The sequence below is a fragment of the Kitasatospora sp. NPDC096204 genome (assembly GCF_044763205.1).
Lineage (GTDB): Bacteria > Actinomycetota > Actinomycetes > Streptomycetales > Streptomycetaceae > Kitasatospora.
This window is the reverse complement of record NZ_JBIWFT010000053.1, coordinates 30,760-56,784: the sequence shown is the minus strand read 5'-3', so window position 1 is coordinate 56,784 and position 26,025 is coordinate 30,760. Positions and strand designations below refer to the sequence as shown.

Here is a 26,025-nt window from a genome sequence, read left to right as displayed (position 1 = left end):
CGCTCGGCTGGGAAACCCCAGCCGAGCGTCTGGCTAAACTCATCGCGGCCTGATCAAACCGACCACGTGTTGCGACGACCGGTAGAAACCGCCCCCCCGGAGCGGGCCCTTCGCGTTTCCCCGGGGCGCCCCGAGGCGTTGTTCTGGGGGTGAGAATAACCTGTGGCGCGCGGGCGCGGCTGTCCCGTAGCGTCGCCGCCATGAGCAGCAGACTGCACGAAGTGGCACGGGTGAACGAGGGGATCGCCGAGCGGGGGAGCTACCGGACGACCGGGGGCGAACTCGTGCAGGTGGGGGAGGAGTTGGCGGCGGCGAAGGCCGGCACGGTGTCGTACGCGCCGGAGGGCCTGGCGGCGCTGCTGGCCGCGGGGGACGCCGGGCCCGGGCCGGCGGCCGGGCGGATCGAGGTGACGGCCGAGGGGAGCATCCAGGCCGCCCGCCGGCTGGTCGCGGCCGGGGCGGGGCCGGTCGGGGTGCTGAACTTCGCCTCCGCGCGCAACCCCGGCGGCGGCTACCTGCGCGGCGCCCGCGCCCAGGAGGAGGACCTGTGCCGCAGCGCGCTGCTGTACAGCTGCCTGGTGGAGGCGCCGGACTACTACGAGGCGCACCGGGCCTCCACCGACCTCCGGTACAGCCACCGGGTGATCGTCTCGCCGGCGGTGCCGGTGATCCGGGACGGGCACGGCGAGCTGCTGGCGCAGCCGTACCCGGTCACCTTCCTGACCTCGCCCGCGCCCAACGCCGGTCAGCTGGAACGGCGTTCGCCGGGTGCGGACGTCCGGGACGTGCTCGCCGAGCGGGCCGTGCGGGTGCTCGCGGCGGCCGCCCGGCACGAGGTGCGCACGCTGGTGCTCGGCGCCTGGGGCTGCGGGGTGTTCGGCAACGACCCGGCGCAGGTCGCCGAGGCCTTCGAGGGGGCGCTGGCCCGGTACGGGGCGGCCTTCGAGCGGGTGGTGTTCGCGGTCTGGGACCGCTCGCCGGTCTCCGCGAACCGGGCCGCCTTCGAGGCCCGGTTCGGCGCGGCGGTCCGGTAGCCGGCCACGCCCCGCGGGCGTCGCCGGCCACCCCCGGCCGGCGGCCCGCTTCCGGCGGCCCGCTTCCGGCGGCGGCCAGGCTGCTTCCGGCGGCCTACTTCCGGCGGGCCGAGAGCGCCGTCGCGGCCGTGGAGGCCGCCGCGACCACGCCGGTCACGGCGAAGACGGACGGCCAGGCGCCGATCCGCTTGGCCAGCGGGTGCGAGCCGCCGAAGGCGGCCACGTACAGGCCGGTCAGCGCCGCCGCGGTGCCCGTGCCCGAGCTGCGGCGCCACTGCGCGGCCGCTCCGGCGCCGGCCACCGCCAGCACCGCGCCGCCCAGTTCGCGCCGGCCGCTCCAGCGGGCGACGCCGTAACCGCCGACCAGACCGCTCGCCGCGGTCAGCGCGGCGGGCGCGGCCGCCGCGAGAACGTTCGGGACCTTCGCCATCGTCGACTCCACTCGTAGGGGCTGTGTCGGTTTCCGACCATAACCCGGTGGACCGTCGCGGCCGTCGGGGCCTCCTACCGGAACGCCTCGGCGGGCGTCTGCCCCGGCACCGTGGCGGCCAGCCGGCGGGCGGCCTCCGCCGGGTCGAGCACCCGCTCCAGCCGCAGGTCGCCCGGGACCTCCTGGATGAACCGCCCGGCCGACCAGCTCCGCTCGTACGGCAGCGGCTCCAGCACCAGGGTGCGCACGCCGTCCACCACCGGGACGTCGCTCGGCGTCCCCTCGTTCCAGATCCAGGAGCCGTCCGGCGCGACCAGGTTGAAGGCGCCGGTGGCGATCACCCGGCGGCCGTCCAGGAACGCCGTCCGGGCCAGCGCCACCACCTCCCGGTCCTGCGGGGCGCCGGGCAGGTGGCCGCCGCCGATCAGGACGTCGGCGAGCAGGGTGTGCAGCTGGAAGGTGTCGCTCAGGCCGCTCATCCGCAGCAGGTAGCCGGTGCCGGTGGGGCGGTCGAGGACCAGCAGCGGCTCGTCGTCCAGCATCAGCGCCAGGTGGACCAGGCCCTTGAAGTCGTGCTGCTCGCCCTGGTGGCGGTCGAACAGCTCCAGGAGCACCTCGGTCACGCCCGTGGCGCGGGCCTCGGCCCGGACCTCCGCGTGCGCGTACACCGCCCAGGCCGCCTGCTGCCACAGGTGCAGCGTCCACCAGGCGACCACGGCCAGGTGCGCGTGCCACTCGTCCAGGTGCGCCGGGTCGGCGATCCGCTCGTGCGCCTCGGCCGGATCGTCCTGCTCCGGGTCGGGCAGCGGGCCGCCGCCGGTGGAGACCCACCGCCGCACCAGCAGCTGGGCGCCGGTCAGCGCCCCGCGCAGGCCGGCCAGCACCGGGCCGGAGCAGGCGACCGGGTCGGCGCCGTGCTCGACGCAGGCGCCCACCACCATCGCCAGGTGGGCGCGGGGGAACGGCGGGGCGTCCGGCAGCAGCGCGGCCAGCCGGGGGCCGGCCGCCACCCGCTCCGCCGGGTCGGCCGCGCCGAACAGCCCGCCGACCTGCCCGAGGGCGGGCCCGAACCGCTCGTCGTCGCCGGCCGCGACCACGGCCTCCAGGGCGGCCACGGCTTCGGCGAAGGTGGGCTGTTGACGGTGCGACGGTATCTGCTCGGTGGACATTCGCCGCAGCATAGGGGGCGGAGCCGGTCCGGTGGAAACTCCTCCGCTTCCCCGGCCGTGCGGGGTCTGTCGGTGCCCGGTGGCAGACTGCGAGCGTGACGGACTCCGAGATCACCGACGGCAGCTACGTCGTCCGCAACGTCGGCAGCGGCCTGCTGCTGCAGGTCGCCGGCGCCTCCCGGCGCGGCGGCGCCCGGATCGTCCTCGGCGCGGACGACGGCAGCGACGCCCAGCTCTGGCGCCTCACCGCCGTCCACCCGGGCGGCGCGCTGTTCCACATCGAGAACGTCCACAGCGGCAAGCGCCTGGACGTCACCGGAGCGTCGACGCAGGACGGCGTCCGGATCCAGCAGTGGTGGACCAACGCCTTCGGCGCCCAGGAGTGGCTGCTGGAGGCCCACGTCGACGCCCCCGGCACCTACACGGTCAGCAGCTTCATCAGCGGCAAGCCCCTGACGGCGGGCGACGCCCCGGATGCCGACGTCCACCAGCACGAGGACGTCGACGCCCCGACCCAGTGGTGGCGCTTCGAGCGCCGGGCGGGCTGAGTCCCGGTCAGTCCGACAGGTGGGCGCGGACGGCGTCGAGTTCGGCGTCCGTCGTGCCGTGATGGCGGAGGTAGCCGGGGACGGTGCCGTGGTGGTCGTGGATCCAGGCCAGGGAGGAGGCCAGGAGTTCGGCGCCGACCGGGCGGGAGAGGCGCTCGGTGCCGGTCTCGTCGAAGTACGGGATGGGGCCCTTGTCGAGGCCGAGGCCGATGTTGGAGAGCAGGAAGTCGGCGGTGATCTCGGCTTCGGAGGCGCCCAGCAGGGACTGGAGGACGGCGATGGTGACCCCGGTGCGGTCCTTGCCGACGGCGCAGTGGACGACGGCGGCCAGCGTGTCCGGGGCGGCCAGGCGGCGCACGACGGCGGCGATCGAGGGGCCGGCCGTCTCGGCCATGAAGGGGTAGAGGGCGGCCTGGTCCTCGGGCCAGGGCCGGTCGCCGTTCCTGGGGTGCGGGGGCAGGGTCGGCAGGTTGAGGGCGCCGTGGTCGAGGCCGTGCCGCTGGTCCGGCCAGGCCTCCAGCTCGTACGCGCTGCGCAGGTCGAACACCGTCCGCAGGCCGAGGGCCTCCAGCCGCCGGGCGCCCTCCTCGGTGAGGGTGTGGAAGGAGCCGGAGCGGTAGAGCACGCCCCGGCGGAGAGCGCCTATCCCGCCCGCGTCACGGAAGTTGCGCACCCCGGGGATGTCGATGAAGGCGTCGGTCATGGCCACCACCGTACGGGCGGGGGCGTACCGGCGGAAGGAGACCGGAGCGGGCCGTCCGGTGGCGGGACGACGTCGGCCGAAACCGCTCCCGGCCGGGCGGAGCGGGCCGCTCAGCGCCCGCCCGAGACCTCCAGGAACGCCCCCGTGGTGTACGAGGCCGCCGGGGAGAGCAGGAAGAGGATCGCCTCGGCGACCTCCTCCGGCTGCCCGCCGCGGCGCATCGGCAGGTTCGGCGCGACCCGGTCGACCCGGCCGGGCTCGCCGCCGAGCGCGTGGATGCCGGTGTGGATCAGCCCCGGCCGCACCGCGTTGACCCGGATGCCCTCGGCGGCGACCTCCAGGGCCAGGCCGCGGGTCATCGAGTCCACCGCGCCCTTGGCGGCCGCGTAGTCGACGTACTCGTTCGGCGAGCCGATCCGGGAGGCGGCCGAGCCGACGTTGACGATGGCGCCGCCGCGCCCGCCGTGCCGGGTGGACATCCGGCGGACGGCCTGCGCCGCGCACAGGAACGGGCCGGTGATGTTGGCGGCCCAGATCCGGTTCAGCCGGTCCTCGTCGATCTCCTCCAGCCGGCACTGCTTCTCCAGCGTGCCGGCGTTGTTCACCAGCCCGGTGAGCGGGCCGAGTTCGTCGTCCACGGTGGTGAACAGCCGCTCCACCCCGGCGGTGCGGGAGACGTCGGCGCGGACCGCGAGGGCGGTGCCGCCCTCGGCCCGGATCGCGTCCACGACGGCGGCCGCCGAGGCCTCGTCCGTACGGTAGTTGACGCAGACCCGGTAGCCGCGGCGGGCGGCCAGCAGGGCGGTGGCGGCACCGATGCCGCGGCTCGCGCCGGTGATGATCAGGACCTCGTCGGTCGGGGTGGTCGGCATGGCCCGTACGCTACCCGGCGGCCGGGCCCAGGACACCCGCGGCCGGACCCCGGACGCCGGGGGCCCGCGCGGCCGCCTCCCGCAGGGCCGCGATCTTCGGGGCCCGGCTCTTCGGCGAGTCGAGGCTGAAGCCGCGGGCGTCGCCCAGGTCGTCCCGGACGAAGGCCTCGGTGCGGGCGGCCGCCTCCCGCAGGGCGTCGTCGAGCGGGACGAAGGGCAGCAGGACCAGCTCGGAGCGCTCGGCGTCGTACTCCCAGAGGCCGACGATCCGGCCGCGGTCGAGCACCACGTGGGTCTGCGGGTCCGCCTCGGTGCCGAAGGCGCGCCCGGCCCGGCCGGCGGGCAGCGGGCGGGCGGCGTCGGCGGGGTCGAGCAGCCGGGGCAGGTCGCGGTGCAGCAGGTGGATGCCGTCGATGCCGGCGAGCAGGGTGTAGTGCGGCTCGTCCGGCACCTCGAACCCGGCGAACTCCTCGGCGAGTCCGGGCGGCAGCAGGAGTTCCGAGCCGGGCCCGAGCGGTACCAGGCCGGCCTCGGCGACGGCCCGGCGGGCGGTGGCGGCGGTGAAGCCGGAGAACCAGCGGAAGTGCCGCAGGGTGGCCGGGCCGGCCCAGGAGAAGTAGCGGTGGGCGAGGTCGACGGCGTCCCCGGCGACCGGCTGGTCCCAGCCGACGTAGCCGTAACGCTGCTGGTCCAGACGGCCGTTGACGGGCACCCGGCGGATCCGGCCGCGGGACTGCATCAGCCCGAGGGCGAGCGGCAGGGTGCTGGTGAGGCCCCGCCTGCGCCCCGCCTCGCCGAGCGGCCGGACGGCGTCGCCGACCGCCTCCCGGATCGCCGCGGGGGCCAGCGGCCGCTCCTCGGACAGCACCCGCTCGACGGCCAGGCAGAGCTTCTCCACCTCGTCCCGGCCGATCCCCAGGTGCTTCTCCGCCGCCGCCAGTTCGCCCGCCGGCGCGGCCGCCCCCGCGGCCAGTCCGAGCGCGAAGTCGGCGGCCGGCAGCACGTACGTGCAGCCGCGCGCGGACGGCAGCTCGTGCACCTCCAGCCGGGCCACCGCCGCGTCCACCGCCGCGCGCCCGAGCCCGGCCCGGGCGAACAGGCCCAGGTACGGCGCCGCGCCGCCCACCGAGCGGGCCCAGCCGGTGGCGGCCAGCACCTCGGCGACACCGGCGCCGGTGTGCGGGCGGTCCAGCCACTGCCGGTGCGACCACCAGGCGCGCAGCTTGGCGGTTCCGGCGGCTTCCGGGGGTCCTTCGGTGAGCGGGTCGTGCTTCATGGGCCCCAGTATCGGCGGCCGGACCGGCCCCGGACGGGAATTCGTTTCCCCGGCGCGGCCCCCTCCGGCGAGGATGCCGGAACGAGGATGCGGTGCCCGCCCGTCCGTCCGAGAGGAGCCCGCCGATGCCCACTGCCCCCGCCGTCCCCGCCGTCCCCGGCGCGGTGCTGCTCTCCGGCATCGTCGGTTCCACCGCGTACGGCTTCGCCCACGCCGGTTCCGACATCGACCGGCTGGGCCTGTTCGCCACTCCCACGGAGGAGTTGCACGGCCTGGAGCGCCCCGCCGAGTCCCATGTCGGCACCGCGCCCGACCTCACCCTGCACGAGGCTGCCAAGTGGTGCCGGCTGGCGCTGAGCTGCAACCCGACCGCCTCCGAACTGGTCTGGCTGCCGGAGGAGCTGTACGAGGTCCGCACCCCGCTCGGTGACGAACTGGTCGGCCTGCGTGCGTCGTTCCTCAGTGCGCCGGCCGTACGGAAGGCCTATCTCGGCTACGCCGACCGGCAGTTCCGCAAACTGCTGACCCGCGACACCACCGACCCGGCCACCCGCCGGCGGGCCGCCAAGCACGCCCGGCACCTGGTCCGGCTGGTCGAGCAGGCCGTCCGCCTGCACGAGACCGGCCGCAACCTGATCCGGCTGCCCGACCCCGAACGCGTCCGCGAACTCGGCGAACGCATCGCCGACCGGCCCACCCTCGCCGAGGGCCTGCTCGCCGGGGCCGCCGACCGCCTCGCCCGCCCCGGCGTGCTGCCCGCCGCGCCCGACCCGCGTCCCGTCGAGTCCTGGCTCCGCCGGGTCCGCGCCGCCCACTACACCCCGACCCGGGAACCGTTCCACGACCCCGGCACGCCCGTGCAATCCACTGGCGGAGCCCTGGGCCCCACCGGGTAGGATCGCCGTGGTCCTCCTGTCCGGAACTCCGGCGCGCAAGGGCCGCGGGCCACTAGCTCAATTGGCAGAGCTGCGGACTTTTAATCCGTAGGTTCAGGGTTCGAGCCCCTGGTGGCCCACCACGTGCGAGGCCGGATCGGGCGATCTCCGATCCGGCCTCCGCCGTTCTCCGGCGCGGGCCTCTCCGACGGGGGCCCGTGCCCAACTCCCTTGCCCCACCGCGGCCTTGCGGATCCGTGTGCGCCGTGGGCCGCTCCGGTGCCGCCGCGGGCGGGACGGGGTCCGCGGCGGGTGCCGCCGCCACGACGCCCACGGGGCGTGCCGGTGGCCGGATTTCGGCGTAGGCCCGGCGCCGGTGGAGTGGCATGGGTCACGCCGGAATAGGGCATTTTCGGCCGTTCTGTACGGATGTTGCCTACCGGCCGGTGGGGTTGTTCGAGGGGCGAGCGTCGGTGATCGTGTCGGGCCTAAATATGATCGGAAGCCACGATCGTCGGTTAGTGGTGACGGTCGTATGTGCAACCTGGGAACGGTCCGGACCGTCTCTCTGTGTGCGGTGCGCCGGATCGTCAGGGGCGTCGCTTCCGTCGGTGAAAGGTACGCGCATGTCAGGTCGGAGGGGCGAGAGCCCGACTCGGGGTGGGGACGTGCCCAAGACCGAAGACGCCACGGGCTCCGTACCCGGACCGCGCGGCGGCCGGGCGGAAGCCCGCCGTGCCGCCCAGGGCAAGGGCGGCGGTTCGGCGGCCGCGGGCGGAGGCAGGGCCGCGGCGCGCAAGAGCGCCAAGCCCAAGAAGAACGTGAAGAAGATCGTCGCCTGGTCGACGGCCGGCGTGCTGGTGGTCATAGCCGGTGTCGGTGGCGCGATCTACTTCAAGCTGAACGCCAACATCAAGTCCTTCGACGCCGACGCGATAGCCCGCAACCGCCCGCCGGAGGCACAGGCCGACGCGGACGGCAACAAGCCGGTCAACGTGCTGCTGATCGGCTCCGACAGCCGCGGCAAGAACAACTCCGACCTCGGCGGCGGCGAGGACGGCGGTGCCCGCTCCGACACCACGATCCTGCTGCACGTCTACGCCGACCACAAGCACGCCGTGGGCATCTCGATCCCGCGCAACGCCAAGGTCGAGCTGCCCTCCTGCAAGCTGCCCAACGGCAAGTGGACCAAGGGCGGCAACGTCGACCTGTTCAACGCCGCGTTCTCGATGGGCGGCAGTGACGACGGCAACCCGGCCTGCACCCAGAACACGGTGGAGAAGCTCACCGGCATCCGGGTCGACCACACGATGGTGGTCGACTTCAACGGATTCGCCGCGATGACCTCGGCCGTCAACGGCGTGGACATATGCCTGCCGCAGCCGATCTACGAGGGGGACATCAACCCCAAGCTGCCCAAGAAGGGCGCGCTCGTCCTGCCGCAGGGCAAGCAGACGGTGGACGGGCAGAAGGCGCTCGACTACGTCCGGCTGCGGCACGGCATCGGCGACGGCTCGGACATCGGCCGGATGAAGCGCCAGCAGGCGTTCCTGAGCTCGCTCGCCGCCAAGATCAAGAAGGAGGGGATGAACCCCACCACCCTCCTGCCGCTGGCCGACGCCGCCACCAAGTCGCTGGTCGTCGACCCGGGGCTGGACTCGGCCGACAAGCTGCTCTCCTTCGGCCTGTCGTTGAAGAACATCGACATGCACGACCTCAAGTTCGTGACGGCGCCCTGGCGCTACCGCACCCAGGACAAGGACCTCGACCTGGTCCAGCCGGACGCCAACAAGCTCTGGGAGACCCTCAAGGCCGACCAGACCATCGACGGGCAGAACGCCACCGGCCAGCAGCCGGACGCCGCCCCGACCGGCGGCGCCGGCGCGGCCCCGCAGCAGCCCGCGCCGGCCACCACCCCGGCCGCTCCGGCCACGGACGCCGGCAACTCGGCGATCCGGGTGGCGGTCTACAACGGCACGCTCTTCAACGGCCTGGCCGGCAAGGCGACCGAGCAGCTGAAGGGCGCCAAGTTCACCGCCAGCACCGCCGGCCAGGCGGCGAGCACCAGGTACAAGACCACCACGATCGAGTACGGCTCCGGGCAGAAGGCCAACGCCGAGAAGGTCGCCGAGCTGTTCCCGGGCGCCAACCTGGAGCCCAGCAGCGCACGGGGCATCTCGGTGATCGTCGGCCAGGACTTCGCGGCCGCCGCGGGGATGGCGTCCGGCGCGCCCGCCGGCGGTGCGGCACCGTCCGCGGCCCCCGGCGTCCCGGCGCCCCCGCAGCCGCTGCCGACAACCATCACCAACGAGGCCCGTTCCGCGGACGACGACATCTGCGCGAACACCAGTTTCGGCAGCGGCGGCTGACCGGGCCGACCTGATCACCGGAGCACGGGGCGACCCGCAGGCCGGCGCCCTCCGGGGCGCGCGGGCCCGGGGGTCGTGCCATGGTGGGCCCCAGGGCGGGGACCCAGCGGTCACCGCGAAAGGCGGACCCCCATGCCCGAGATCGCCCTCCAGCTCGACATCGCCGCGCCCCGGGACGTGGTGCTCGCCGCGCTCACCACGCACGACGGGCTGACCGCCTGGTGGACCACCGGGGTGGACCGGGACGGCGACGTCCTGCTGTTCGACTTCCCAGACGTCCCCGAGCCGTTCCGGCTGCGGGTGGAGCGCGCCGACCGGGACCGGGTGGTGTGGACCAACGCCGGCTCCTTCCCGCCGCACTGGGCCGGCACCTGGATCAGCTGGGAGCTGGCCGACCAGCCCGCCGCCCCCGAGCAGCCCGCCGTGCCCGAAGGGCAGGCCGCGCCCGAGCGCACCCGGCTGCTGTTCCGGCACGGCGGCTGGCAGCCGGGCAGCGAGGACGGCGTCCCGGCCGTGGCCGGCACCTGGGCCGAACTGCTGGTCCGGCTCAAGGACTACGCGCAGAGCGGCAAGGTACAGCCCTACTTCGTCACCGCGCACCGCCACGACGCCCCGTGAACACCCCGCGGACGCCCCGTGACGGTTCGGCCGCCGGTCGCCCGCCAGGGCGCCGTCCGGTGGCGGGATCGCGGCGGCGGGCCGAAGGTGGCGGTGTACCGCCGTCCTCCCGGCCGGGGCCGCACCCCCACCCGGCCCGGCCGGAACGGCGGCCCGACCGTCCTGACAGCCCAGACGGCCGGACGGCTCAGGCCGCCCCGACCGCCCCGACCACCACAGCCGGCCACCACCGCCTCCGGGAGGCCCAGCAATGCCCGTAGTCACCGATCCGTACACGCCCGGCACCCCGTGCTGGGTCGACCTGATGGCGAGCGACCAGCAGGCCGCGCTCGACTTCTACCGCGACCTGTTCGGCTGGCAGGGCGAGGTCGGCCCGGCCGAGTTCGGCGGCTACGCCGTGTGCACGCTCAACGGCCGGCCGGTCGCCGGGATCATGGCGCAGACGGCGCCCGAGGGGCAGCCGGTGCCGCCCGTCGCCTGGACCACCTACCTCGCCTCGGACGACGCCGACGCGGCCAGGGCGTCCATCGCCGGGGCCGGCGGCACGGTCCTGTACGACCCGATGGACGTCGGCACGATCGGCCGGATGCTGGTCGCCGCCGACCCGACCGGCGCGGTGTTCGGGGTCTGGCAGGCGATGGACTTCATCGGCGCGGGCGTGGTCAACGAGCCCGGCGCGCTGGTCTGGAACGAGCTCAACACCGCCGACACCGGCGCGGCCGGCCGCTTCTACCAACCGGCCCTCGGGCTGCGTCCGGCCACCATCCAGGGCATGGACGGCTACTTCTCGCTCAACGTCGGCGACCGCACGGTGGGCGGCATGCAGGGGATCCCCGACTACCTGGCGCCCGGCACGCCCTCGCACTGGATGACCTACTTCTCGGTGGACAACGCCGACTCCACGGTGGACGCCCTGGTCAAGGCCGGCGGCTCGGTGATCCAGCCGGCCTTCGACATGCAGTCCGGGCGGATGGCGGTGGTCCAGGACCCGCAGGGCGCGGCCTTCGCGGTCATCGAGTCGCCCGAGGCCCAGATGCCGGACTCCCCGTAACGCCGCCGTGGCCCGTTCCGCCCCGGCCGGCCGACCGACCCGGGACCGCCGACCGACGGGCCCCCGGCCGGAAGCCGCCCTTCCCGCGACGCGCCGCCGGGAAATGGGCGGCTTCCCCCGCGTTCCCGGGTAAGACTGCACCCATGCTGGGGCTACCGGACGACATCCGTGCTTTCCTCTTCGACCTCGACGGGGTGCTCACCCAGACCGCGAAGGTGCACGCCGCGGCCTGGAAGGACACCTTCGACGCCTTCCTGCGCGCCGAAGCCGCCCGCACCGGCGGGCAGTTCGTCCCCTTCGACGCCGTCACCGACTACGACACCTACGTGGACGGCCGCCCACGCCTGGACGGCACCCGCGCGTTCCTGCGCAGCCGGGGGATCGAACTGCCCGAGGGCACCCCGGAGGACCCGCCCAACTCCCGTACCGTGCAAGGGATCAGCCGGGCCAAGAACGACACCGTGCTGCGGCTGATCAGGGAGCGGGGCGTCCGGCCGTACCAGGGCTCGGTCGACTACGTGCACCGGCTGCGCGCGGCCGGGCTGCCCAGCGCCGTGGTCTCCTCCAGCGCCAACTGCCGCGACGTGCTGCGGGCGGCCGGCATCGAGGAGCTGTTCGAGGTGGTCGTCGACGGCAACGTCGCCAAGGCCGAGGGCCTGCCCGGCAAGCCCGCCCCCGACACCTACCTCTACGCCGCCCGCGCCCTCGGCGTCGAACCCGCCCACGCCGCGGTCTTCGAGGACGCGCTCGCCGGGGTCGCCTCCGGCCGGGCCGGCGGCTTCGGCGCGGTGGTCGGGGTGGACCGCACGGGCCAGGCCGCCGAACTGCGCCGGGACGGCGCCACCGTGGTCGTCCAGGACCTCTCCGAACTCCTGGGGGGCACGTCGTGAGCCCTGAGGCCAACTTCACGATCGACCCCTGGCAGATCACCGAACAGGGCCTGGACCTGGCCTCGATGGCCCGCGCCGAGTCTGTCTTCGCGCTCTCCAACGGGCACATCGGCCTGCGCGCCAACCTGGACGAGGGCGAGCCGCACGGCCTGCCCGGCACCTACCTCAACGGCGTCTTCGAACTGCGCCCGCTGCCGTACGGCGAGGGCGGCTACGGCTACCCGGAGTCCAGCCAGAGCGTCATCAACGTGACCAACGGCAAGATCATCCGGCTGCTGGTGGATGACGAGCCCTTCGACCTGCGCTACGGCGAACTGGTCAGCCACAAGCGCTGGTTGGACTTCCGGGAGGGCCTGCTGCACCGCGAGGCCGAGTGGACCTCCCCGGCCGGGCGGACGATCAGGGTGCGCTCCTCCCGGCTGGTCTCGCTGACCCAGCGGGCCATCGCCGCCGTCGAGTACAGCGTCGAGGCGGTGGACGGCCCGGTGCGGATCGTGCTCCAGTCCGAGCTGGTCGCCAACGAGCAGCTGCCCGGCGGCCCCGAGGGGGATCCGCGGGCCGCCGCAGTGCTGGAGGCGCCGCTGCAACCCGAGGCGCACCACGCCAGCGCCACCAAGGCCGTCCTGGTGCACCGCACCCGCTACAGCGGCATCCGGGTCGCGGCCGGGATGGACCACGTCATCGAGGGCCCGGAGAAGTCCGACACCGTCGCCGAGGCCGAGGCCGACCACTGCCGGATCAGCGTCACCACCGTGCTCGAGCCCGGACAGCGGCTTCGGCTGACCAAGTTCGTCTCCTACGGCTGGTCCGGCACCCGCTCGCTGCCCGCCCTCAGGGACCAGGTGGAGGCCGCGCTGACCGCCGCCCGGTACACCGGCTGGGACGGTCTGGTCGCCGAACAGGCCGAGTTCCTCAAGGAGTTCTGGGAGACCAGCGACATCGAGATCGAGGGCGACGTCGAACTCCAGCAGGCCGTCCGGTTCGCCGTCTTCCACGTCCTGCAGGCCGGCGCCCGCAGCGAGGAGCGGGCCATCCCGGCCAAGGGGCTGACCGGCCCCGGCTACGACGGGCACAGCTTCTGGGACACCGAGACCTTCGTCCTGCCCGTGCTCACCTACTGCCTGCCCACCGCCGTCAACCAGGCCCTGCGCTGGCGGCACACCACCCTGCCGCTGGCCCGTGAGCGGGCGATCCAACTCGGCCTGTCCGGCGCGGTGTTCCCGTGGCGGACGATCCGCGGCGAGGAGTGCTCCGGGTACTGGCCGGCCGGCACCGCGGCCTTCCACATCGGCGCCGACATCGCCGCCGCCGTCGCCCGCTACGTCCGGGCCACCGGGGACGCGGAGTTCGAGCGCGAGTACGGGCTCGAACTGCTCGTCGAGACCGCCCGGATGTGGCGCTCGCTCGGCCACCACGACGTGGCCGGGAGGTTCCGCATCGAGGGCGTCACCGGCCCCGACGAGTACAGCGCCGTCGCGGACAACAACGTCTTCACCAACCTGATGGCGCAGACCAACCTGCGGGCCGCCGCCGAGGCCGCCGTCCGCCACCCGCACGAGGCGGCCCTGCTCGGCGTGGACACCGAGGAGACCGCCGCCTGGCGGGACGCGGCCGCCGCGATGTACATCCCGTACGACGAGGACCTCGGCGTCCACCCGCAGGCCGACGGCTTCACCCACCACCAGGTCTGGGACTTCGAGCACACCCCGCCGGAGAACTACCCGCTGCTGCTGCACTACCCGTACTTCGACCTGTACCGCAAGCAGGTGGTCAAGCAGGCCGACCTGGTGCTCGCCATGCAGGTCCGCGGCGACGCCTTCACCGACGAGCAGAAGGCCCGCAACTTCGCCTACTACGAGCGGCTGACCGTCCGGGACTCCTCGCTCTCCGCCTGCACCCAGGCGGTCATCGCCGCCGAGGTCGGCCAGCTCGACCTCGCCTACGACTACACCGCCGAAGCCGCCCTGATGGACCTGCACGACCTCGGCGGCAACACCCGCGACGGCCTGCACATGGCCTCGCTCGCCGGGGCCTGCATCGCCCTGGTGGCCGGCTTCGGCGGACTGCGCGACCACAGCGAGACGCTCTCGTTCCGGCCCCGGCTGCCCTCCGGGCTGATGCGGCTGAGCTTCTCGCTGCTGGTGCGCGGCCACCTGCTCGGCATCGAGATCACCCACGAACGGACGACGTACACGCTGCGCCGTGGCGAGGTCCTCCACCTGCGGCACGACGGCGAGGCGGTGCAGGTCAAGACCGGCGCCCCGACCACCGTGCCGACCACCGTCCCGCCCGCCCAGGAGCGGGTCGCCCAGCCCCCGGGCCGGGAACCCGCCCGCCGCCAGCCCCAGGCCGGCCTCGCGGCCGGCAAGCTCGGCCAGCAGGACCACCTGGCGGCCGAGTAGCCGCACCCGGTCACTCCTTCGGCCCGCCCCGGCTGCGCCCCCGACCTCCCCGGCGGAGGGTGCAGGTGTCCCGTGGCGACCGAAGGAGCGCAGCCGTGCCCAGCGTGGCCGAACAGATGGTGGAGGTGCTCCGGCAGGCCGGGGTGGAGCGGGTCTACGGGGTCGTCGGCGACAGCCTCAACCCCGTCGTGGACGCGATCCGCCGGGCCGACGGCATCGCCTGGGTGCACGTGCGCAACGAGGAGGCCGGCGCCTTCGCAGCCGCCGCCGAGGCCGAGCTCTCCGGCCGGCTCGCGGTCTGCGCCGGCTCCTGCGGCCCCGGCAACACCCACCTCATCCAGGGCCTCTACGACGCCCAGCGCAGCGGCCTGCCCGTGCTGGCGCTCGCCTCGCACATCCCGTCCGGGCAGATCGGCACCGGCTTCTTCCAGGAGACCCACCCCGAGCGGGTGTTCACCGACTGCAGCACCTGGTGCGAGATGCTCTCCACCCCCGCCCAGCTGCCCCGCCTGCTGCGGGTCGCCATCCAGCACGCGCTCGGCTCGCACGGGGTCTCGGTGCTCTCCTTCCCCGGGGACGTCGCCGCGCTCCCCGCCGCCGCGCCCACCGGCACCAGCCACTTCCTCACCGAGCAGGCCGTCGCCGCGCCGCCCTGGTCCCAGGTGCAGGAACTGGCCCGGCTGCTCAACGCGGCCCGCAAGGTGGTCCTGTTCTGCGGCGCCGGGGTGCGCGGCGCGCACACCGAGGTGACGGCGGCCGCGCAGGCCCTGAACGCGCCGATCGGCCACTCCCTGCGCGGCAAGGAGTGGATCCAGTTCGACAACCCGTACGACGTCGGCATGAGCGGCCTGCTCGGCTACGGGGCCTGCCACGAGGCGCTGCACTCCGCCGACCTGGTGGTGCTGCTCGGCACCGACTTCCCGTACGACTCCTTCCTGCCGCAGGCGCACACCGTCCAGGTCGACCACGACGCCACCCGGCTCGGCCGCCGCACCGCCCTCGACCTGGCCGTCCACGGCGACGTGGCCGCCACCCTGCGGGCGGTGCTGCCGCTGCTGGACGCCAAGTCCGACCGCGCCTTCCTGGACGGGATGCTGCGCAAGCACGTCCGGGCGCTGGAGGGCGTGATCGGCGCGTACACCCGGGACATCGAGAAGCACCTGCCGATCCACCCCGAGTACGTCGCCTCGGTGCTCGACGAGGTGGCCGCCGAGGACGCCGTGTTCACCGTGGACACCGGCATGAACAACGTCTGGGCCGCCCGCTACCTCCAGCCCAACGGCCGCCGCCGGGTGATCGGCTCCTTCCTGCACGGCTCGATGGCCAACGCCCTCCCGCACGCGATCGGCGCCCAGCTCGCCTGCCCCGGGCGGCAGGTGGTCGCGATGGCGGGCGACGGCGGGATCGGCATGCTGCTCGGCGAGCTGCTCACGGTGGCCAAGCACCGGCTGCCGGTGAAGACGGTGGTCTTCAACAACGGGGCGCTCGGCATGATCAAGCTGGAGATGCTGGTCTCCGGCTACCCGGAGTCCGAGATCGACAACGGGGACGTGGACTACGCCGGGATCGCCCGGGCGATGGGCATCCAGGCCAAGCGGGTCACCGAGCCGGCCCGGGTCCGGGAGGTGCTGGTGGAGGCGCTGGAACGGCCCGGCCCCGCCCTGGTGGACGTGGTCACCGACCCCAACGCGCTGTCCATCCCGCCGCACATCACCGCCGCCCAGTTGAAGGGCTTCGCGCTGGCGGCGAGCAGGACGGTGCTCTCGGGCGGCGTCGGGCGCATGATCGACCTGGCGCGGAGCAACCTGCGGAACATCCCGCGGCCGTGAGCGCGGGTCCGCCGGGGGATCCGGGGAGGTTTGCCTCTGGGGCAAATTTCTTGCCCGTGCGGCACGGCAGGTGTCCACTGGACACATGACCAGCAGCTCCACCGGTGCCGCCGCCACGGGCGAACAGCTCGACGACCAGGAGGTCGCCGGCCTCGCCGCCCGCCTTCGTGAGCACCGGCTCAGCAGCCGCCTCACCCTGGAGGTGGCCGCCGGGAGGGTCGGACTCTCCCCAGCCTATCTGTCCCGGCTGGAGACCGGCCGTCGGCAGCCCTCGCTGCCCGTCCTCCTCGGCCTCGCCCGCGCGTACGGGACCTCGGTCTCCGGTCTGCTCGGCGAGACGCTGGCGGAGCCCGACCCGATCGTCCGCGGCGGCGCCATCGAGCCCGGCCGGGCCGGAGGCTGGGGCTACCGCCGGGCCGGCGCCCCCGGTCGCGCCATGCAGGCCCTGCGGGTGCACGTCCCGCCGGGCGTGCAGGACGCGGTGGTCCGGGTCCACCCGGGCGAGGAGTGGCTGTACGTCCTCAAGGGCGCGCTCAGGGTCACCCTCGGGGACCGCGTCCACCACCTCGCGGTGGGCGACTCGGCCCACTACGACTCGCTGACCCCGCACTGCATCGCCGCGGAGTCGGACAGCGGCGTCGAACTGCTCTTCGTCCACACCCTGCTGCAGAGCCCCGGCGGCGAACTCTGCCTCGGCGGCGGCCCCGCCGCCCTGCACTGACCCGCCGTCAGAACATCCCGGAGGAGATCACCATGGCCGATCCCACCACCAGCGTCGCCCCCGACACCGCCGCCGGCCCGAAGACCATGGACGCCGGCAAGTGGGCCAACAAGCGGATCTACCTCCGCCTGCTGATCTACACCGCCGGTGGCCACCTCTTCGCCGGCTTCATCATCCTCCTGTTCGAACTCGGCAGCCGCAACAAGTAGTTCCGCCCCCGACGTCCGCCCGCCCCCACCCCCGAGGGAGGCGGGCGGACCGCCGTTCCCGGACCGCCGTCCCCGGACTGCCGCGCCCCGCGCGGGTCCGCCGAGGGTCCGACCCCGCCGGCGTTCCCCTACGCCCCGCGCAGCAGCTCGCAGAGGGTCCGGATCGCCGCCGGGAAGGCGTGCTCCGGCGGGGTGCCGTAGCCGATGACCAGGGCGGGCGGGGCTTCGGTGGGGGACGGGGTGGCGCGGTGCCAGGTGAGGCCGTTGAGGGAGAGGCCGGCCTGCCGGGCGCGGGCGAGGAGTTCGGGTTCGGGAGTGGAGCCGGGCGGCAGCTGGAGGACGGCGTGCAGGCCGGCCGCGATCCCGGTGATCCGGACGTGCGGGGCGTGTTCGGCGAGCGCGGCGACCAGATGGTCGCGCCGGCGCCGGTAGTGCAGCCGGCAGCGCCGCACGTGGCGGTCGTACGTGCCGGAGGTGATCAGCTCCGCCAGCGTCAGCTGGTCCAGCACCGGGGACATCGTGTCGGCCAGCGCCTTCAGCCGGGCGACCGGTTCGACCAGCGCGTCCGGCAGGGCCAGCCAGGCGATGCGCAGGCCGGGCGCGAGGCTCTTGGCGGTCGTCCCGGCGTACACCACCCGCTCCGGGTCCAGTGCCTGCATCGCGCCGAGCGGCTGCCGGTCGTAGCGGAACTCGCCGTCGTAGTCGTCCTCGACGACGTACCGGTCCTGCTCCCGCGCCCACCGCACCGCCTCCGCCCGCCGGTCGGCGGACAGCGCCGCGCCGGTGGGGTACTGGTGGGCGGGGGTGAGCAGGACGGCGCCGGCCCGGGCGTCGAGCCGGTCGACCAGGGCGCCGTCCCGGTCCAGCGGCACCGGGGCGGTGGCGAGCCCGGCGGCCCGGACGACCACGTGCTGCGGCGGCAGCCCGTACTCCTCGACGGCCAGCGTGCGGGCGCCGCGCTCCCGCAGGGCCGCGCAGAGCAGGGCGAGGCCCTGGGTGACGCCGGTGCAGACGAGCAGGTGGTCGGGGTCGGTGCGCACGCCGCGCACACGGGCCAGGTAGTGGGTGAGTGCCTGCCGCAGTTCGATCCGGCCGAGCGGGCTGCCGTAGTCGAGGGCCTCGTGCGGTGCGGTGGCGAGGGCGCGGCGGGCGGCGGCGAGCCAGGCGGTGCGGGGGAAGAGCGAGAGGTCGGGCCGCCCGGACATCAGGTCGTAGCGGGCGGTGGGCCGTTGCTGTGCCGACCGGGCGGCGGGCCGTCGGCCCGGGGCCGGTTCGGGCACCGCCTGCCGGGCGACGGTGGTGCCGGACCCCTGCCGGGAGCTGAGCCAGCCCTCCGCGGTGAGTTGGCCGTACGCCTCGACGACGGTGTTGCGGGCGATGCCGAGGTCCTCGCCGAGCGCCCGGGAGGACGGCAGCCGGGTGCCGGGGGCGAGCCGTCCGTCCTGGACGGCCTCGCGCAGCGCGTCCTCCAGGGCGGCCCGCAGTCCGGTACCGGCGGCCCGCCGTTCGGTGAGGTCCAGGTGCAGGTCGCCGCCGAAGGTGGTCCAGGAGGTGGTCCGGGAGGTGCTCACGGCCCCATTCTCGCCCGGCTGTCCGCAGGCCTCGGCACCGTGGAGTCCGGGGCCGGCGACGGGCAGCGGGGCCGGCCGCCGGCCGGCGGGGTCACCCGAAGGGCCGGGGCGGTCGTCACACTTCCTCCACGGGGTGTTTCCCGGTGCGTCCGGGGCCGCTGTCGTACCCGCGCGCTACCGTGCCGCCCATGGCGAACTATGTGCTGGTGGCGGGGGCCTGGCTCGGGGCCTGGGCGTGGGACGAGGTCGTGGCGGAGCTGCGCGCGGCCGGGCACGGGGCGTACCCGCTGACGCTGTCCGGGCTCGCCGAGAGGCGCGGCACGCCCGCCGGGCAGCAGGCGCACGTGGCGGACGTCGTCGCCGAGGTGGAGCGGCTGGACCTGCGCGACGTGGTGCTGGTCGGGCACAGCTACTCGGGCATCCCGGTGGGCCAGGCCGCCGAACGGATCGGAGACCGGCTGGCCGGGCTGGTCCTGGTGGACGCCAACGTGCCGGTGGCGGGGGAGTCCTTCGCGGACCAGATGCCGGAGCCGGCCGCGCTGCGGGCGGACCTCGCCGCGCACGGGGGCTGGTGGCCGCCGCTGCCGCCGGCCGAGTTCGCCGGGCAGGGGCTGACGGTCGGGCAGATCAACCGGATGGCCGCCGGGGCGACCCCGCACCCGGGCCCGTCGCTGACCGAACCCGCCGTCCTGGCGGGCCCGTTGAGCGCGCTCCCGGCGGCGTACGTGAAGTGCCTGCTGGACTGGCCGGAGCCGCCGCCGGTGGCCGCCGAGCTGATCGAGGCGGGCCACTGGCGGCTGGTGGAGCTGGACACCGGGCACTGGCCGATGTTCTCCCGGCCGGCCGAACTCGCGCGGGTCCTGGCCGGGGCCGGGAGCCGGGCTCAGAGCGACAGGTAGACCGCGCTGCCGACGCCCGCCACGAAGCAGTAGAGCGCGAACGGCGTCAGGCTGCGGGTCTCGAAGTACCTGGTGAGGAACCGCACCGAGACGTAGCCGGCCGCGAAGGCGGCGACGCTGCCCGCGAGGACCGGGCCGAGCACGCCGGAGTTCTCCGGCCTGAACAGCTCGGGCACCTTCAGCACCGAGGCGGCCAGGATGACCGGGGTGGCGAGCAGGAAGGAGAACCGGGCGGCGTCCTCGTGGTGCAGTCCGCGCAGGATGCCGGCGCTCATGGTGACGCCGGAACGGCTGATGCCAGGGAACAGCGCGAGGATCTGCGCGGCGCCGATCCAGGCGCCCTGCCCGTAGCCCAGCCCGGTCAGCCGGTGGTCGGAGGCGATCGCCGGGTCCACGCCCGGCTCGTCGGCGGGCGCCGCGTGCCCGGCCCGGCGGCGGCCGGTGCCGCCGCGCTTGAGCCGCTCGGCGCCGAGCAGCACGAGCCCGTTGAGGGCGAGGAAGACCGCGGCCGGGACGGGCTTGCCGAGCGCGTTGCGCAGCGCCTTCTCCAGCACGAGGCCGGCCACGCCGACCGGGATGGTGGAGAGGACGAGCAGCCAGGCGAGCTTCTCGTTGCGGGTCTCCACCCGGCGGTGCCGGATCGAGCCGACCAGCCCCTCGAAGACCCGCACCCAGTCCTTGCGGAAGTAGACCACCAGCGCCAGCGCGGTGGCCAGGTGCAGGGCGACCAGGGCGGCGAGGTACGAGGAGCCCTCGGCGGTCATGTCGAGGTCGTGCTGGATCCTCCCGCCGACCAGGGCGGGCAGCAGGATGCTGTGGCCGAGGCTGGAGACCGGGAAGAGTTCCGTCACGCCCTGGAGCAGGCCGACGCCTATCGCTTCCGGGTAGGTCAGGGTCGACATCGCGCACCTTCGCTCGGGGGGTCGGTGGCCGGCCGGATCCGGGGCCCTCGCGAAGCTACTACGCGCATGTAGACGTTCGCCAACCCCGCCGTCGGAAGTTCACCGACCGTACGGCTACGGGACACCATGGCCGAGGTGCCCGAGCAACACCGCCGCCACGGTGGCCAGGACGGTGGCGGACGGGACGGCCCGGTGCGCCGCGTCGCCGAGCAGCACGACGGCGGTGACCGCGGCCGGGGTGCCCGCCAGCGGCAGGGCGACGGTGAGTACGGCGAGCAGGCGGCGGGGGCGGTGCGGGCGGTCCGGACGGGTCACGGCGGGGCTCCTTCGGGCTCGACCCGCGCCACGATGCCGCCTACCGCGACGTCAGGTTCAAGTCCTTTTCTCCGCGGACGCCCGCCGGCGGTCCGCCATCAGCCGCCGTCAGCCCGTCGCCGTCAGCCTGCCGTCACCCGCCGCCAGCCCGGCCCGTCCGCGGCCACCGGCGCGGCCGCGAAGTCGTAGCGCAGCAGGTCCGGTCCGAGCGCGAGCAGCGAGATCGACGAGGAGCCCCAGATCCGCCCGTCGCCGAAGTCCCGCCGCTGGATCAGCGCGGCGTCCGCGTCCGGCGCCAGCCCGTCCCCGGCGACCACCGGCAGCCAGCCGCCCCAGGCCGTCGCGGCCGGCCCCTCGGCGGTCGGCTCCGGCCGGGGCTCGGCGGTGAGGCGGGCGCGGAAGTGGGCGGCCCGCGCGGCCATCAGGGCGCGGATCCGCGCGGAGGTGGTCCGGCCGGCGGCCACGCCCTCCAGCCCGTCGTTGAGCACCACGCTCAGGCCGGTCGGCAGTTCGCGCTCGTCCATCCGTCCGCCGTCCCAGCTGAACACCCGGGCGCCGTCGGCCCGGACCAGGACGAGGTGGAACGGGTCGTACGGGGTGAGGTCGAGGTGTCCGATCCCGTTCTCCCGGACGGCGGTGAGCGGCAGCCGGCCGCGGGTGCGCCGGGCGTCGGCGGGGGCGAGCGGGCCGAAGCCGTTCAGCAGGCAGGCGGCGGTGCGCCGGTCGGGGTCGACGGCCAGCCAGGTGCCGCCGGCCGCGAGGTCCAGGCCGCCGAGCAGTTCGGGCCGGTCCGGCCAGTGGTGGTCCGGCGGCAGCCAGGCCCGGCCCAGGTACTCGTCCCGGACGGACAGCAGCAGCACCGGGACGGCCGCTTCCGGCTCGATGCTGACGAACGCCGTGCACACGACCGCGCCCCCTGACCTCGTCCTGTCGGCGATCTCCTGCCAGCGATCCTCGCACGGCCGTTCGTACGCCGGAAGTGGCCCAAGGAACGGACGGCCGATCGCACCAGGACGGTGGGCCGCCGCGCTCCTAGGCTGGCGGCCATGACGACGAACGAGACGACGGACGAGACGACGCGTACGAACCAGAGCCCGGTGCCCGCCCCCGAGCAGCGGCTGGAGATGTTCAAGCTGGCCCCCGACTACTACCAGGCGATGATCGCCGTGGAGCGGGCCTCCCGGCAGGGCCTCGACCCGCTGCTCGCCCACCTGGTCAAGGTGCACGCCTCGATGATCAACGGCTGCGCCTTCTGCATCGACATGCACTCCACCGAGGCGGAGAAGGCCGGCGAGCTGGACCACCGTCTGCTCTCCCTCCCGGCCTGGCGCGAGACCCCGTGGTTCACCGCCCGCGAGCGCGCCGCCCTGGCCCTCACCGAGTCGATCACCCTGGTGGCCCAGACCCACGTGCCGGACGACGTCTACGCGCAGGCCGCCGCGCAGTTCGACGAGACCGAGCTGGCCCAGCTGATCGCGCTGATCGCCACGATCAACGTCTGGAACCGGCTCAGCATCGCCACCCGCATGAGCCCGGCCGCGAAGTGAGCGCCGCCGATCGGAGCGTCCGGCGGGAGAAGGCCGGGCTGCTGCGCGAACTGCACCGCCCGGGCGAGCCGCTGGTGCTGGCGAACGCCTGGGACGTGCCGAGCGCCCGGCTGGTGGCCGGTGCCGGGGCGCGCGCGGTGGCGACGGCCAGCGCGAGCGTGTCCTGGTCGCTGGGCAGCGCGGACGGCGGCGGCGCGGACCGCGAGCAGGTGCTGGCCCGGACGGCCCAGGTCGTCCGGGCGGTCGACCTGCCGGTCACCGCGGACCTGGAGGGCGGCTACGCGGACACCGCCGCCGGGGTCGGCGAGACGGTCGCCGGGCTGCTCGCCACCGGCGCGGTCGGGGTGAACCTGGAGGACGAGGGCCGCCCGTTGGAGGAGGCCGCCGAACGGATCGCGGCCGCCCGGGCCGCGGCGGACGCGGCCGGTGTGCCGCTCTTCGTCAACGCGCGCACCGACGTGTTCCTGCACGGGATCGGCGCCCCGGAGGGCCGGCTGGACGAGGCGGTCCGCCGGTTGCGGGCGTACGTCGCGGCGGGCGCGGACGGGGTGTTCGCCCCCGGGGTGTCCGACCCGGAGACTATCGCCGCCCTGGTCGAGGCCGTCCCGGCGCCGCTGAACGTGCTGGCCGGCCCCGGCGCCCCGGCGGTCGCCGAGCTGGCGAAGCTCGGGGTGGCCAGGATCAGTCTGGGCCCCGGCCTCGCCGAGGTGGCGTACGCGGCGGTCCGCCGGGCCGCCGAGGAGGTGTACCGGAGCGGCACGTTCACCGTGCTCGCCGAGGGACTGAGCTACCCGGAGCTCAACCGGCTGTCCGCGGGCTGAGCGCCGACCCGCCGGCGCCGACCGCCGCCTGCCGTGCGGCCGCGGGGGCTCGGTGCCGTGGCCCGACGGCCGTGGGCGGCCGACCGTTCGGGGGTCGGTCGGCCGCCCACGGGTCGGGCACCCGGGCGGCCGGTCAGTTCAGGACGTGCCCGCTGAGCCCCGGGTGTTCCATCTGGTTGTCCCCGATCGCCTCGATCTCGTTGGCGGCCTTTCCGACCACCGGGAGCCTGCCGGCGGTCTTCAGGGCGAGGTCGGCCGGGGAGAGGGTGAGCCCGTCGGTGAGCCCGCCGGTGACGTCCGGCGCGGCGGCGGTCTGGGTCGTGGCGGAGGCCGCCGGGACGGCGAGGGCGAGGCCCGCCATGGTGAGGGCGGCCAGGGTGGCGAGTTTCTTCATGCCCTGCCGAACGACCCGGACCGCCCTCAGGTAACCGGTCGGCTCAGACCGTCACCCACAGGGTGCGCACGCTGTTGCTGACGAACGAGGCGATCGGCTCGTCGGTCCTGCCCTCCGCCGGGGCCAGCCCCGGGAAGCGGGCGAACAGGTGCCGCAGCGCCGTCTCGGCCTCCAGCCGGGCGAGCCCGGAGCCGAGGCAGAAGTGCGGGCCGTGGCCGAGCGACAGGTGCCTGGCGGGCTGCCGGGTGAGGTCGAAGCGGTCCGCGTCCGGGTGGTGCCCGGAGTCCCGCCCGGCCGCCGCGTAGGAGGCCAGCAGCGCCTCGCCGCGCCGGATCACCACGTCGCCGACCTCGATGTCCTCGATCGCGTAGCGCAGCGGGAACTGCCCGACCGGGGAGTCGTAGCGCAGCGTCTCCTCGACCACCGCCGACCACGGCTGCTCCCCGTCCAGGACGAGCCGCAGCTGGTCCGGGTGCGCGAGCAGGGCACGGACGGCGTTGGTGATCAGGTTGAGCGTGGTCTCGTGCCCGGCGACCAGCATCAGCAGCAGGGTGCCGACCAGCTCGGCCTCGCTGAGCCGGTCGCCCTCCTCCCGGACGGCGATCAGGTCGGAGGTCAGGTCGTCGCCGGGCTCGGCCCGCTTGGCCGCCACGACCTTGGCCAGCAGCGCGTTCAGGCCCCGCTGCGCGGCGACGGCCGCCGCCGGGGTGGCCGAGCTGGAGACCATGGTGTCGGACAGCTCGTGCAGGTCGTCCTGCTGCTCCAGCGCGAGGCCGAGCAGCTCGCCGATCACCTGCATCGGCAGCGGGTAGGCGAAGTGCCGCCGCAGGTCGAACTCGCCCTCCAGCTTCGCGACCTCGTCCAGCAGCGCGACCGTCCGGGCCTCGACGGCGGGGGCCAGGTCGGCTATCCGGCGCGGGGTGAAGGCCTGGGAGACCAGTCCGCGCAGCCGTCGGTGGTCCTCGCCGTCGGCGGTGACCATGCCGGGGACGGTGACGAAGTTGAGGAGCGGCCAGCCCTCCGGCAGCCGTCCCTCCCGGAAGGTGTTCCAGAGCCGGGCGTCCTTGCCGACCCGGGGGTCGGCCAGCAGCGACTGGAGGGTGTCGTGGTGGGTTATCGCCCAGACCACCACCCCGCCAGGGAGCTCCACCAGGACCGCGGGGCCGGCCGCGCGGAGCCGGGCGTTCTCGCCGTGGTGGTCGCGGCCGAAGGGGTCGAGTCTGACGGGCTCGGCGCGGGTTCCGTCGTCGGTGGTGTCCATGCGGGCCTCTCGGGGGCTGGCGGACGGGGTGGGGTGAAGGCGCTGTAGAGCACCGGAAGGGCGTTCAGGGCCCGCGCCCACGGGGACGGGCGCCAGGTCAGGTCGCCGGCCGGTACGGCCAGTTGGAGGTCGGGGAGGCGGTGCAGCAGGGTCTCGACGGCGGTCTCGACGATGATCCGGGCCGGCTGCTGGGCCGGGCAGACGTGCTTGCCCGCGCCCCAGGCGAGGTGGGCCCGGTTGCCGCCCAGCGAACCCTGCGCGGCGGCCGAGGCGCCCTGCGCGGCCGGGTCGGCGTTGGCCGCGGCCAGGCCGAGCACGAGCAGGTCGCCGGCGCTGATGTACTGGCCGCCGAGGACGGTGTCGCCGGTGGCCCAGCGGCCGGGGAAGTTCTGCGTCGGCGGGTCGCGCCAGAGCACCTCCTCCAGCGCGTCGGAGACGGTCAGCCGCCCGCCGGTGAGGGTGGCCCGGAAGCGCCGGTCGGTGAGCAGCAGCCGCAGCGTGTTGCCGGTCCAGCCGATGGTGGTCTCGTTCCCGGCGACCATCATCACCACCAGGTGGTGCACCGCCTCCTCGTCGGTCAGCGCGGCCGGGTGGGCCAGCAGCCAGGAGGTGAGGTCGGCGCTGGGCTCGGCCCGGCGGCGGCGCACCAGGTCGACCAGGATCGCGTGGAACTCCTCGTTGGCGCGCACCGATTCGGCGCCGCTGTCGGAGATGTCGTTGATCAGCCGGATCAGGTGCGGACCGGCGTCGGTGGGCAGGCCGAGCAGCTGGGTGAAGACCAGCAGCGGCAGCCGGTTCGCGTACTGGGTGACCAGGTCGGCGGTGCCGTCCGGGCCCCAGCTGTCGATCAGCCCGTTGGCGGCGGCCTCGGTGGTGCCGCGCAGCTGCCGGTGGTCGATCTGGGCGAGGGTGTCGGCGACGGCGGTGCGCAGCCGCTGGTGCTCGGCGCCGTCCAGGTTGAGCACGGTGGGGCGCCAGGAGGTCATCGGCTGGAGCCGGGAGTCGGCGGCCAGCCGGCCCTCGGCGGGCACCCGCCAGCGCCGCGAGTCCTTGGAGAACAGGGCCTCGTTGCGGGTGAGTTCGAGCAGCTCGGGGTAACCGAGGACGAGCCAGGCCTCGACCCCGGGCTCCAGCTCGATCGGCGCGACCGGCCCGTAGCGCTCGCGCAGCCGGGCGTACAGGCCGTGCGGGTCCTCGGCGAGGGCCGGGCCGTACAGCGGGGTCAGCGGCACGCCCACGGGCAGGCCGCCCGGCAGGCCGCCGCCGTGGGCGACGGGGCATCCTCCGGCGGTGCCGGGGGTCACGGGGTGTTCGGGAGC

Annotated in this window: 24 protein-coding genes, 1 tRNA gene and 1 pseudogene; 15 read left to right on the top strand and 11 right to left on the bottom strand. The window is 74.9% G+C overall.

What is annotated here, in order from left to right:
* The first annotated feature begins 200 nt into the window (after nucleotides 1-200).
* Entirely contained in the window at nucleotides 201-1,034 is an 834-nt protein-coding gene (locus tag ACIQ87_RS36715; RefSeq protein WP_402415769.1) for a TIGR02452 family protein, read from the top strand.
* A gap of 94 nt (nucleotides 1,035-1,128) precedes the next feature.
* Here ACIQ87_RS36715 and ACIQ87_RS36710 read toward each other — a convergent pair whose 3' ends face one another.
* Nucleotides 1,129-1,464 (bottom strand): hypothetical protein, encoded by a 336-nt coding sequence (locus ACIQ87_RS36710; protein WP_392881812.1) that lies wholly within the window; start codon nucleotides 1,462-1,464, stop codon nucleotides 1,129-1,131.
* A 74-nt stretch (nucleotides 1,465-1,538) separates the two neighbouring features.
* On the bottom strand, nucleotides 1,539-2,633 hold the full coding sequence (locus ACIQ87_RS36705) for a hypothetical protein (protein ID WP_402415765.1): 1,095 nt from the start codon (nucleotides 2,631-2,633) through the stop codon (nucleotides 1,539-1,541).
* Between the two features lie 89 nt (nucleotides 2,634-2,722).
* On the opposite strand from ACIQ87_RS36705, the pseudogene ACIQ87_RS36700 reads away from it, so the two are divergent.
* Nucleotides 2,723-3,181 (top strand): annotated as a pseudogene (locus ACIQ87_RS36700) (RICIN domain-containing protein); the annotation flags it as partial.
* Between the two features lie 7 nt (nucleotides 3,182-3,188).
* On the opposite strand, the gene ACIQ87_RS36695 reads toward ACIQ87_RS36700, so the two are convergent.
* From ACIQ87_RS36695 to ACIQ87_RS36685, 3 genes are all read right to left on the bottom strand, one after another.
* On the bottom strand, nucleotides 3,189-3,884 hold the full coding sequence (locus ACIQ87_RS36695) for a tyrosine-protein phosphatase (protein ID WP_402415763.1): 696 nt from the start codon (nucleotides 3,882-3,884) through the stop codon (nucleotides 3,189-3,191).
* Nucleotides 3,885-3,994: 110 nt separating this feature from the next.
* Nucleotides 3,995-4,756, bottom strand: a complete 762-nt coding sequence (locus ACIQ87_RS36690; protein ID WP_402415761.1) for an SDR family oxidoreductase — start codon at nucleotides 4,754-4,756, stop codon at nucleotides 3,995-3,997.
* A 10-nt stretch (nucleotides 4,757-4,766) separates the two neighbouring features.
* Nucleotides 4,767-6,032, bottom strand: coding sequence for a DNA glycosylase AlkZ-like family protein (locus ACIQ87_RS36685; RefSeq protein WP_402415758.1), 1,266 nt, complete (start codon nucleotides 6,030-6,032; stop codon nucleotides 4,767-4,769).
* A 125-nt stretch (nucleotides 6,033-6,157) separates the two neighbouring features.
* Between ACIQ87_RS36685 and ACIQ87_RS36680 the strand changes: the two genes are divergently transcribed.
* From ACIQ87_RS36680 to ACIQ87_RS36635, 10 genes are all read left to right on the top strand, one after another.
* On the top strand, nucleotides 6,158-6,928 hold the full coding sequence (locus ACIQ87_RS36680; protein WP_402415755.1) for a DNA polymerase beta superfamily protein: 771 nt from the start codon (nucleotides 6,158-6,160) through the stop codon (nucleotides 6,926-6,928).
* Nucleotides 6,929-6,974: 46 nt separating this feature from the next.
* A tRNA-Lys gene (locus tag ACIQ87_RS36675) sits at nucleotides 6,975-7,050 on the top strand.
* A 525-nt stretch (nucleotides 7,051-7,575) separates the two neighbouring features.
* Nucleotides 7,576-9,276 carry an LCP family protein gene (locus ACIQ87_RS36670; RefSeq protein WP_402415752.1) on the top strand — a complete coding sequence of 567 codons (1,701 nt, stop codon included), beginning with the start codon at nucleotides 7,576-7,578 and terminating at the stop codon, nucleotides 9,274-9,276.
* Between the two features lie 132 nt (nucleotides 9,277-9,408).
* On the top strand, nucleotides 9,409-9,894 hold the full coding sequence (locus tag ACIQ87_RS36665) for an SRPBCC domain-containing protein (protein ID WP_402415749.1): 486 nt from the start codon (nucleotides 9,409-9,411) through the stop codon (nucleotides 9,892-9,894).
* Between the two features lie 250 nt (nucleotides 9,895-10,144).
* On the top strand, nucleotides 10,145-10,945 hold the full coding sequence (locus ACIQ87_RS36660; RefSeq protein WP_402415746.1) for a VOC family protein: 801 nt from the start codon (nucleotides 10,145-10,147) through the stop codon (nucleotides 10,943-10,945).
* A 143-nt stretch (nucleotides 10,946-11,088) separates the two neighbouring features.
* Nucleotides 11,089-11,835 carry an HAD family hydrolase gene (locus ACIQ87_RS36655; protein ID WP_402415744.1) on the top strand — a complete coding sequence of 249 codons (747 nt, stop codon included), beginning with the start codon at nucleotides 11,089-11,091 and terminating at the stop codon, nucleotides 11,833-11,835.
* On the top strand, nucleotides 11,832-14,237 hold the full coding sequence (locus ACIQ87_RS36650) for a glycoside hydrolase family 65 protein (RefSeq protein ID WP_402415741.1): 2,406 nt from the start codon (nucleotides 11,832-11,834) through the stop codon (nucleotides 14,235-14,237). The genes ACIQ87_RS36655 and ACIQ87_RS36650 overlap by 4 nt, the downstream gene beginning before the upstream one ends.
* A gap of 116 nt (nucleotides 14,238-14,353) precedes the next feature.
* Nucleotides 14,354-16,066, top strand: a complete 1,713-nt coding sequence (locus tag ACIQ87_RS36645) for a pyruvate dehydrogenase (protein WP_402415778.1) — start codon at nucleotides 14,354-14,356, stop codon at nucleotides 16,064-16,066.
* An 85-nt stretch (nucleotides 16,067-16,151) separates the two neighbouring features.
* On the top strand, nucleotides 16,152-16,787 hold the full coding sequence (locus ACIQ87_RS36640) for a helix-turn-helix domain-containing protein (RefSeq protein ID WP_402415739.1): 636 nt from the start codon (nucleotides 16,152-16,154) through the stop codon (nucleotides 16,785-16,787).
* A 32-nt stretch (nucleotides 16,788-16,819) separates the two neighbouring features.
* Nucleotides 16,820-16,996, top strand: a complete 177-nt coding sequence (locus tag ACIQ87_RS36635; RefSeq protein ID WP_402415737.1) for a DUF6126 family protein — start codon at nucleotides 16,820-16,822, stop codon at nucleotides 16,994-16,996.
* A gap of 128 nt (nucleotides 16,997-17,124) precedes the next feature.
* Here ACIQ87_RS36635 and ACIQ87_RS36630 read toward each other — a convergent pair whose 3' ends face one another.
* Complete coding sequence (locus ACIQ87_RS36630; RefSeq protein ID WP_402415734.1) at nucleotides 17,125-18,567, bottom strand: PLP-dependent aminotransferase family protein; 1,443 nt, start codon at nucleotides 18,565-18,567, stop codon at nucleotides 17,125-17,127.
* 188 nt (nucleotides 18,568-18,755) lie between these two features.
* On the opposite strand from ACIQ87_RS36630, the gene ACIQ87_RS36625 reads away from it, so the two are divergent.
* Nucleotides 18,756-19,466 carry an alpha/beta fold hydrolase gene (locus tag ACIQ87_RS36625; RefSeq protein WP_402415732.1) on the top strand — a complete coding sequence of 237 codons (711 nt, stop codon included), beginning with the start codon at nucleotides 18,756-18,758 and terminating at the stop codon, nucleotides 19,464-19,466.
* On the opposite strand, the gene ACIQ87_RS36620 is transcribed toward ACIQ87_RS36625, so the two are convergent.
* From ACIQ87_RS36620 to ACIQ87_RS36610, 3 genes are all read right to left on the bottom strand, one after another.
* Nucleotides 19,451-20,368 (bottom strand): undecaprenyl-diphosphate phosphatase, encoded by a 918-nt coding sequence (locus tag ACIQ87_RS36620; protein WP_402415729.1) that lies wholly within the window; start codon nucleotides 20,366-20,368, stop codon nucleotides 19,451-19,453. The two genes, ACIQ87_RS36625 and ACIQ87_RS36620, sit on opposite strands and share 16 nt — an antisense overlap.
* A 114-nt stretch (nucleotides 20,369-20,482) precedes the next feature.
* Entirely contained in the window at nucleotides 20,483-20,683 is a 201-nt protein-coding gene (locus tag ACIQ87_RS36615; protein ID WP_402415727.1) for a hypothetical protein, read from the bottom strand.
* A gap of 122 nt (nucleotides 20,684-20,805) precedes the next feature.
* A complete protein-coding gene (locus ACIQ87_RS36610) occupies nucleotides 20,806-21,588 on the bottom strand; it encodes an NRDE family protein (protein ID WP_402415724.1) in 783 nt (260 codons plus the stop codon).
* Between the two features lie 141 nt (nucleotides 21,589-21,729).
* On the opposite strand from ACIQ87_RS36610, the gene ACIQ87_RS36605 reads away from it, so the two are divergent.
* Both ACIQ87_RS36605 and ACIQ87_RS36600 read left to right on the top strand, forming a co-directional pair.
* Complete coding sequence (locus ACIQ87_RS36605; RefSeq protein ID WP_402415721.1) at nucleotides 21,730-22,230, top strand: carboxymuconolactone decarboxylase family protein; 501 nt, start codon at nucleotides 21,730-21,732, stop codon at nucleotides 22,228-22,230.
* Nucleotides 22,227-23,051 carry an isocitrate lyase/phosphoenolpyruvate mutase family protein gene (locus ACIQ87_RS36600; RefSeq protein WP_402415719.1) on the top strand — a complete coding sequence of 275 codons (825 nt, stop codon included), beginning with the start codon at nucleotides 22,227-22,229 and terminating at the stop codon, nucleotides 23,049-23,051. The genes ACIQ87_RS36605 and ACIQ87_RS36600 overlap by 4 nt, the downstream gene beginning before the upstream one ends.
* Nucleotides 23,052-23,184: 133 nt before the next feature.
* Here the strand turns inward: ACIQ87_RS36600 and ACIQ87_RS36595 are convergent, their stop codons facing one another.
* Nucleotides 23,185-23,445: a hypothetical protein gene (locus tag ACIQ87_RS36595; RefSeq protein ID WP_402415716.1), complete on the bottom strand. Its 261-nt coding sequence runs from the start codon at nucleotides 23,443-23,445 to the stop codon at nucleotides 23,185-23,187.
* A gap of 43 nt (nucleotides 23,446-23,488) precedes the next feature.
* The gene (locus tag ACIQ87_RS36590; RefSeq protein ID WP_402415714.1) at nucleotides 23,489-24,706 is read right to left on the bottom strand and encodes a cytochrome P450; all 1,218 of its coding nucleotides are present in this window, start codon (nucleotides 24,704-24,706) and stop codon (nucleotides 23,489-23,491) included.
* Between the last annotated feature and the right edge of the window lie 1,319 nt (nucleotides 24,707-26,025).

Bases quoted from the DNA above. Each gene is read 5' to 3' on its own strand.
- ACIQ87_RS36715 (WP_402415769.1), top strand. From the start codon at position 201: ATGAGCAGCAGACTGCACGAAGTGGCACGGGTGAACGAGGGGATCGCC.
- ACIQ87_RS36710 (WP_392881812.1), bottom strand. From the start codon at position 1,464: ATGGCGAAGGTCCCGAACGTTCTCGCGGCGGCCGCGCCCGCCGCGCTG.
- ACIQ87_RS36705 (WP_402415765.1), bottom strand. From the start codon at position 2,633: ATGTCCACCGAGCAGATACCGTCGCACCGTCAACAGCCCACCTTCGCC.
- ACIQ87_RS36695 (WP_402415763.1), bottom strand. From the start codon at position 3,884: ATGACCGACGCCTTCATCGACATCCCCGGGGTGCGCAACTTCCGTGAC.
- ACIQ87_RS36690 (WP_402415761.1), bottom strand. From the start codon at position 4,756: ATGCCGACCACCCCGACCGACGAGGTCCTGATCATCACCGGCGCGAGC.
- ACIQ87_RS36685 (WP_402415758.1), bottom strand. From the start codon at position 6,032: ATGAAGCACGACCCGCTCACCGAAGGACCCCCGGAAGCCGCCGGAACC.
- ACIQ87_RS36680 (WP_402415755.1), top strand. From the start codon at position 6,158: ATGCCCACTGCCCCCGCCGTCCCCGCCGTCCCCGGCGCGGTGCTGCTC.
- ACIQ87_RS36665 (WP_402415749.1), top strand. From the start codon at position 9,409: ATGCCCGAGATCGCCCTCCAGCTCGACATCGCCGCGCCCCGGGACGTG.
- ACIQ87_RS36660 (WP_402415746.1), top strand. From the start codon at position 10,145: ATGCCCGTAGTCACCGATCCGTACACGCCCGGCACCCCGTGCTGGGTC.
- ACIQ87_RS36655 (WP_402415744.1), top strand. From the start codon at position 11,089: ATGCTGGGGCTACCGGACGACATCCGTGCTTTCCTCTTCGACCTCGAC.
- ACIQ87_RS36645 (WP_402415778.1), top strand. From the start codon at position 14,354: ATGGTGGAGGTGCTCCGGCAGGCCGGGGTGGAGCGGGTCTACGGGGTC.
- ACIQ87_RS36640 (WP_402415739.1), top strand. From the start codon at position 16,152: ATGACCAGCAGCTCCACCGGTGCCGCCGCCACGGGCGAACAGCTCGAC.
- ACIQ87_RS36635 (WP_402415737.1), top strand. From the start codon at position 16,820: ATGGCCGATCCCACCACCAGCGTCGCCCCCGACACCGCCGCCGGCCCG.
- ACIQ87_RS36625 (WP_402415732.1), top strand. From the start codon at position 18,756: ATGGCGAACTATGTGCTGGTGGCGGGGGCCTGGCTCGGGGCCTGGGCG.
- ACIQ87_RS36620 (WP_402415729.1), bottom strand. From the start codon at position 20,368: ATGTCGACCCTGACCTACCCGGAAGCGATAGGCGTCGGCCTGCTCCAG.
- ACIQ87_RS36605 (WP_402415721.1), top strand. From the start codon at position 21,730: ATGACGACGAACGAGACGACGGACGAGACGACGCGTACGAACCAGAGC.
- ACIQ87_RS36595 (WP_402415716.1), bottom strand. From the start codon at position 23,445: ATGAAGAAACTCGCCACCCTGGCCGCCCTCACCATGGCGGGCCTCGCC.
- ACIQ87_RS36590 (WP_402415714.1), bottom strand. From the start codon at position 24,706: ATGGACACCACCGACGACGGAACCCGCGCCGAGCCCGTCAGACTCGAC.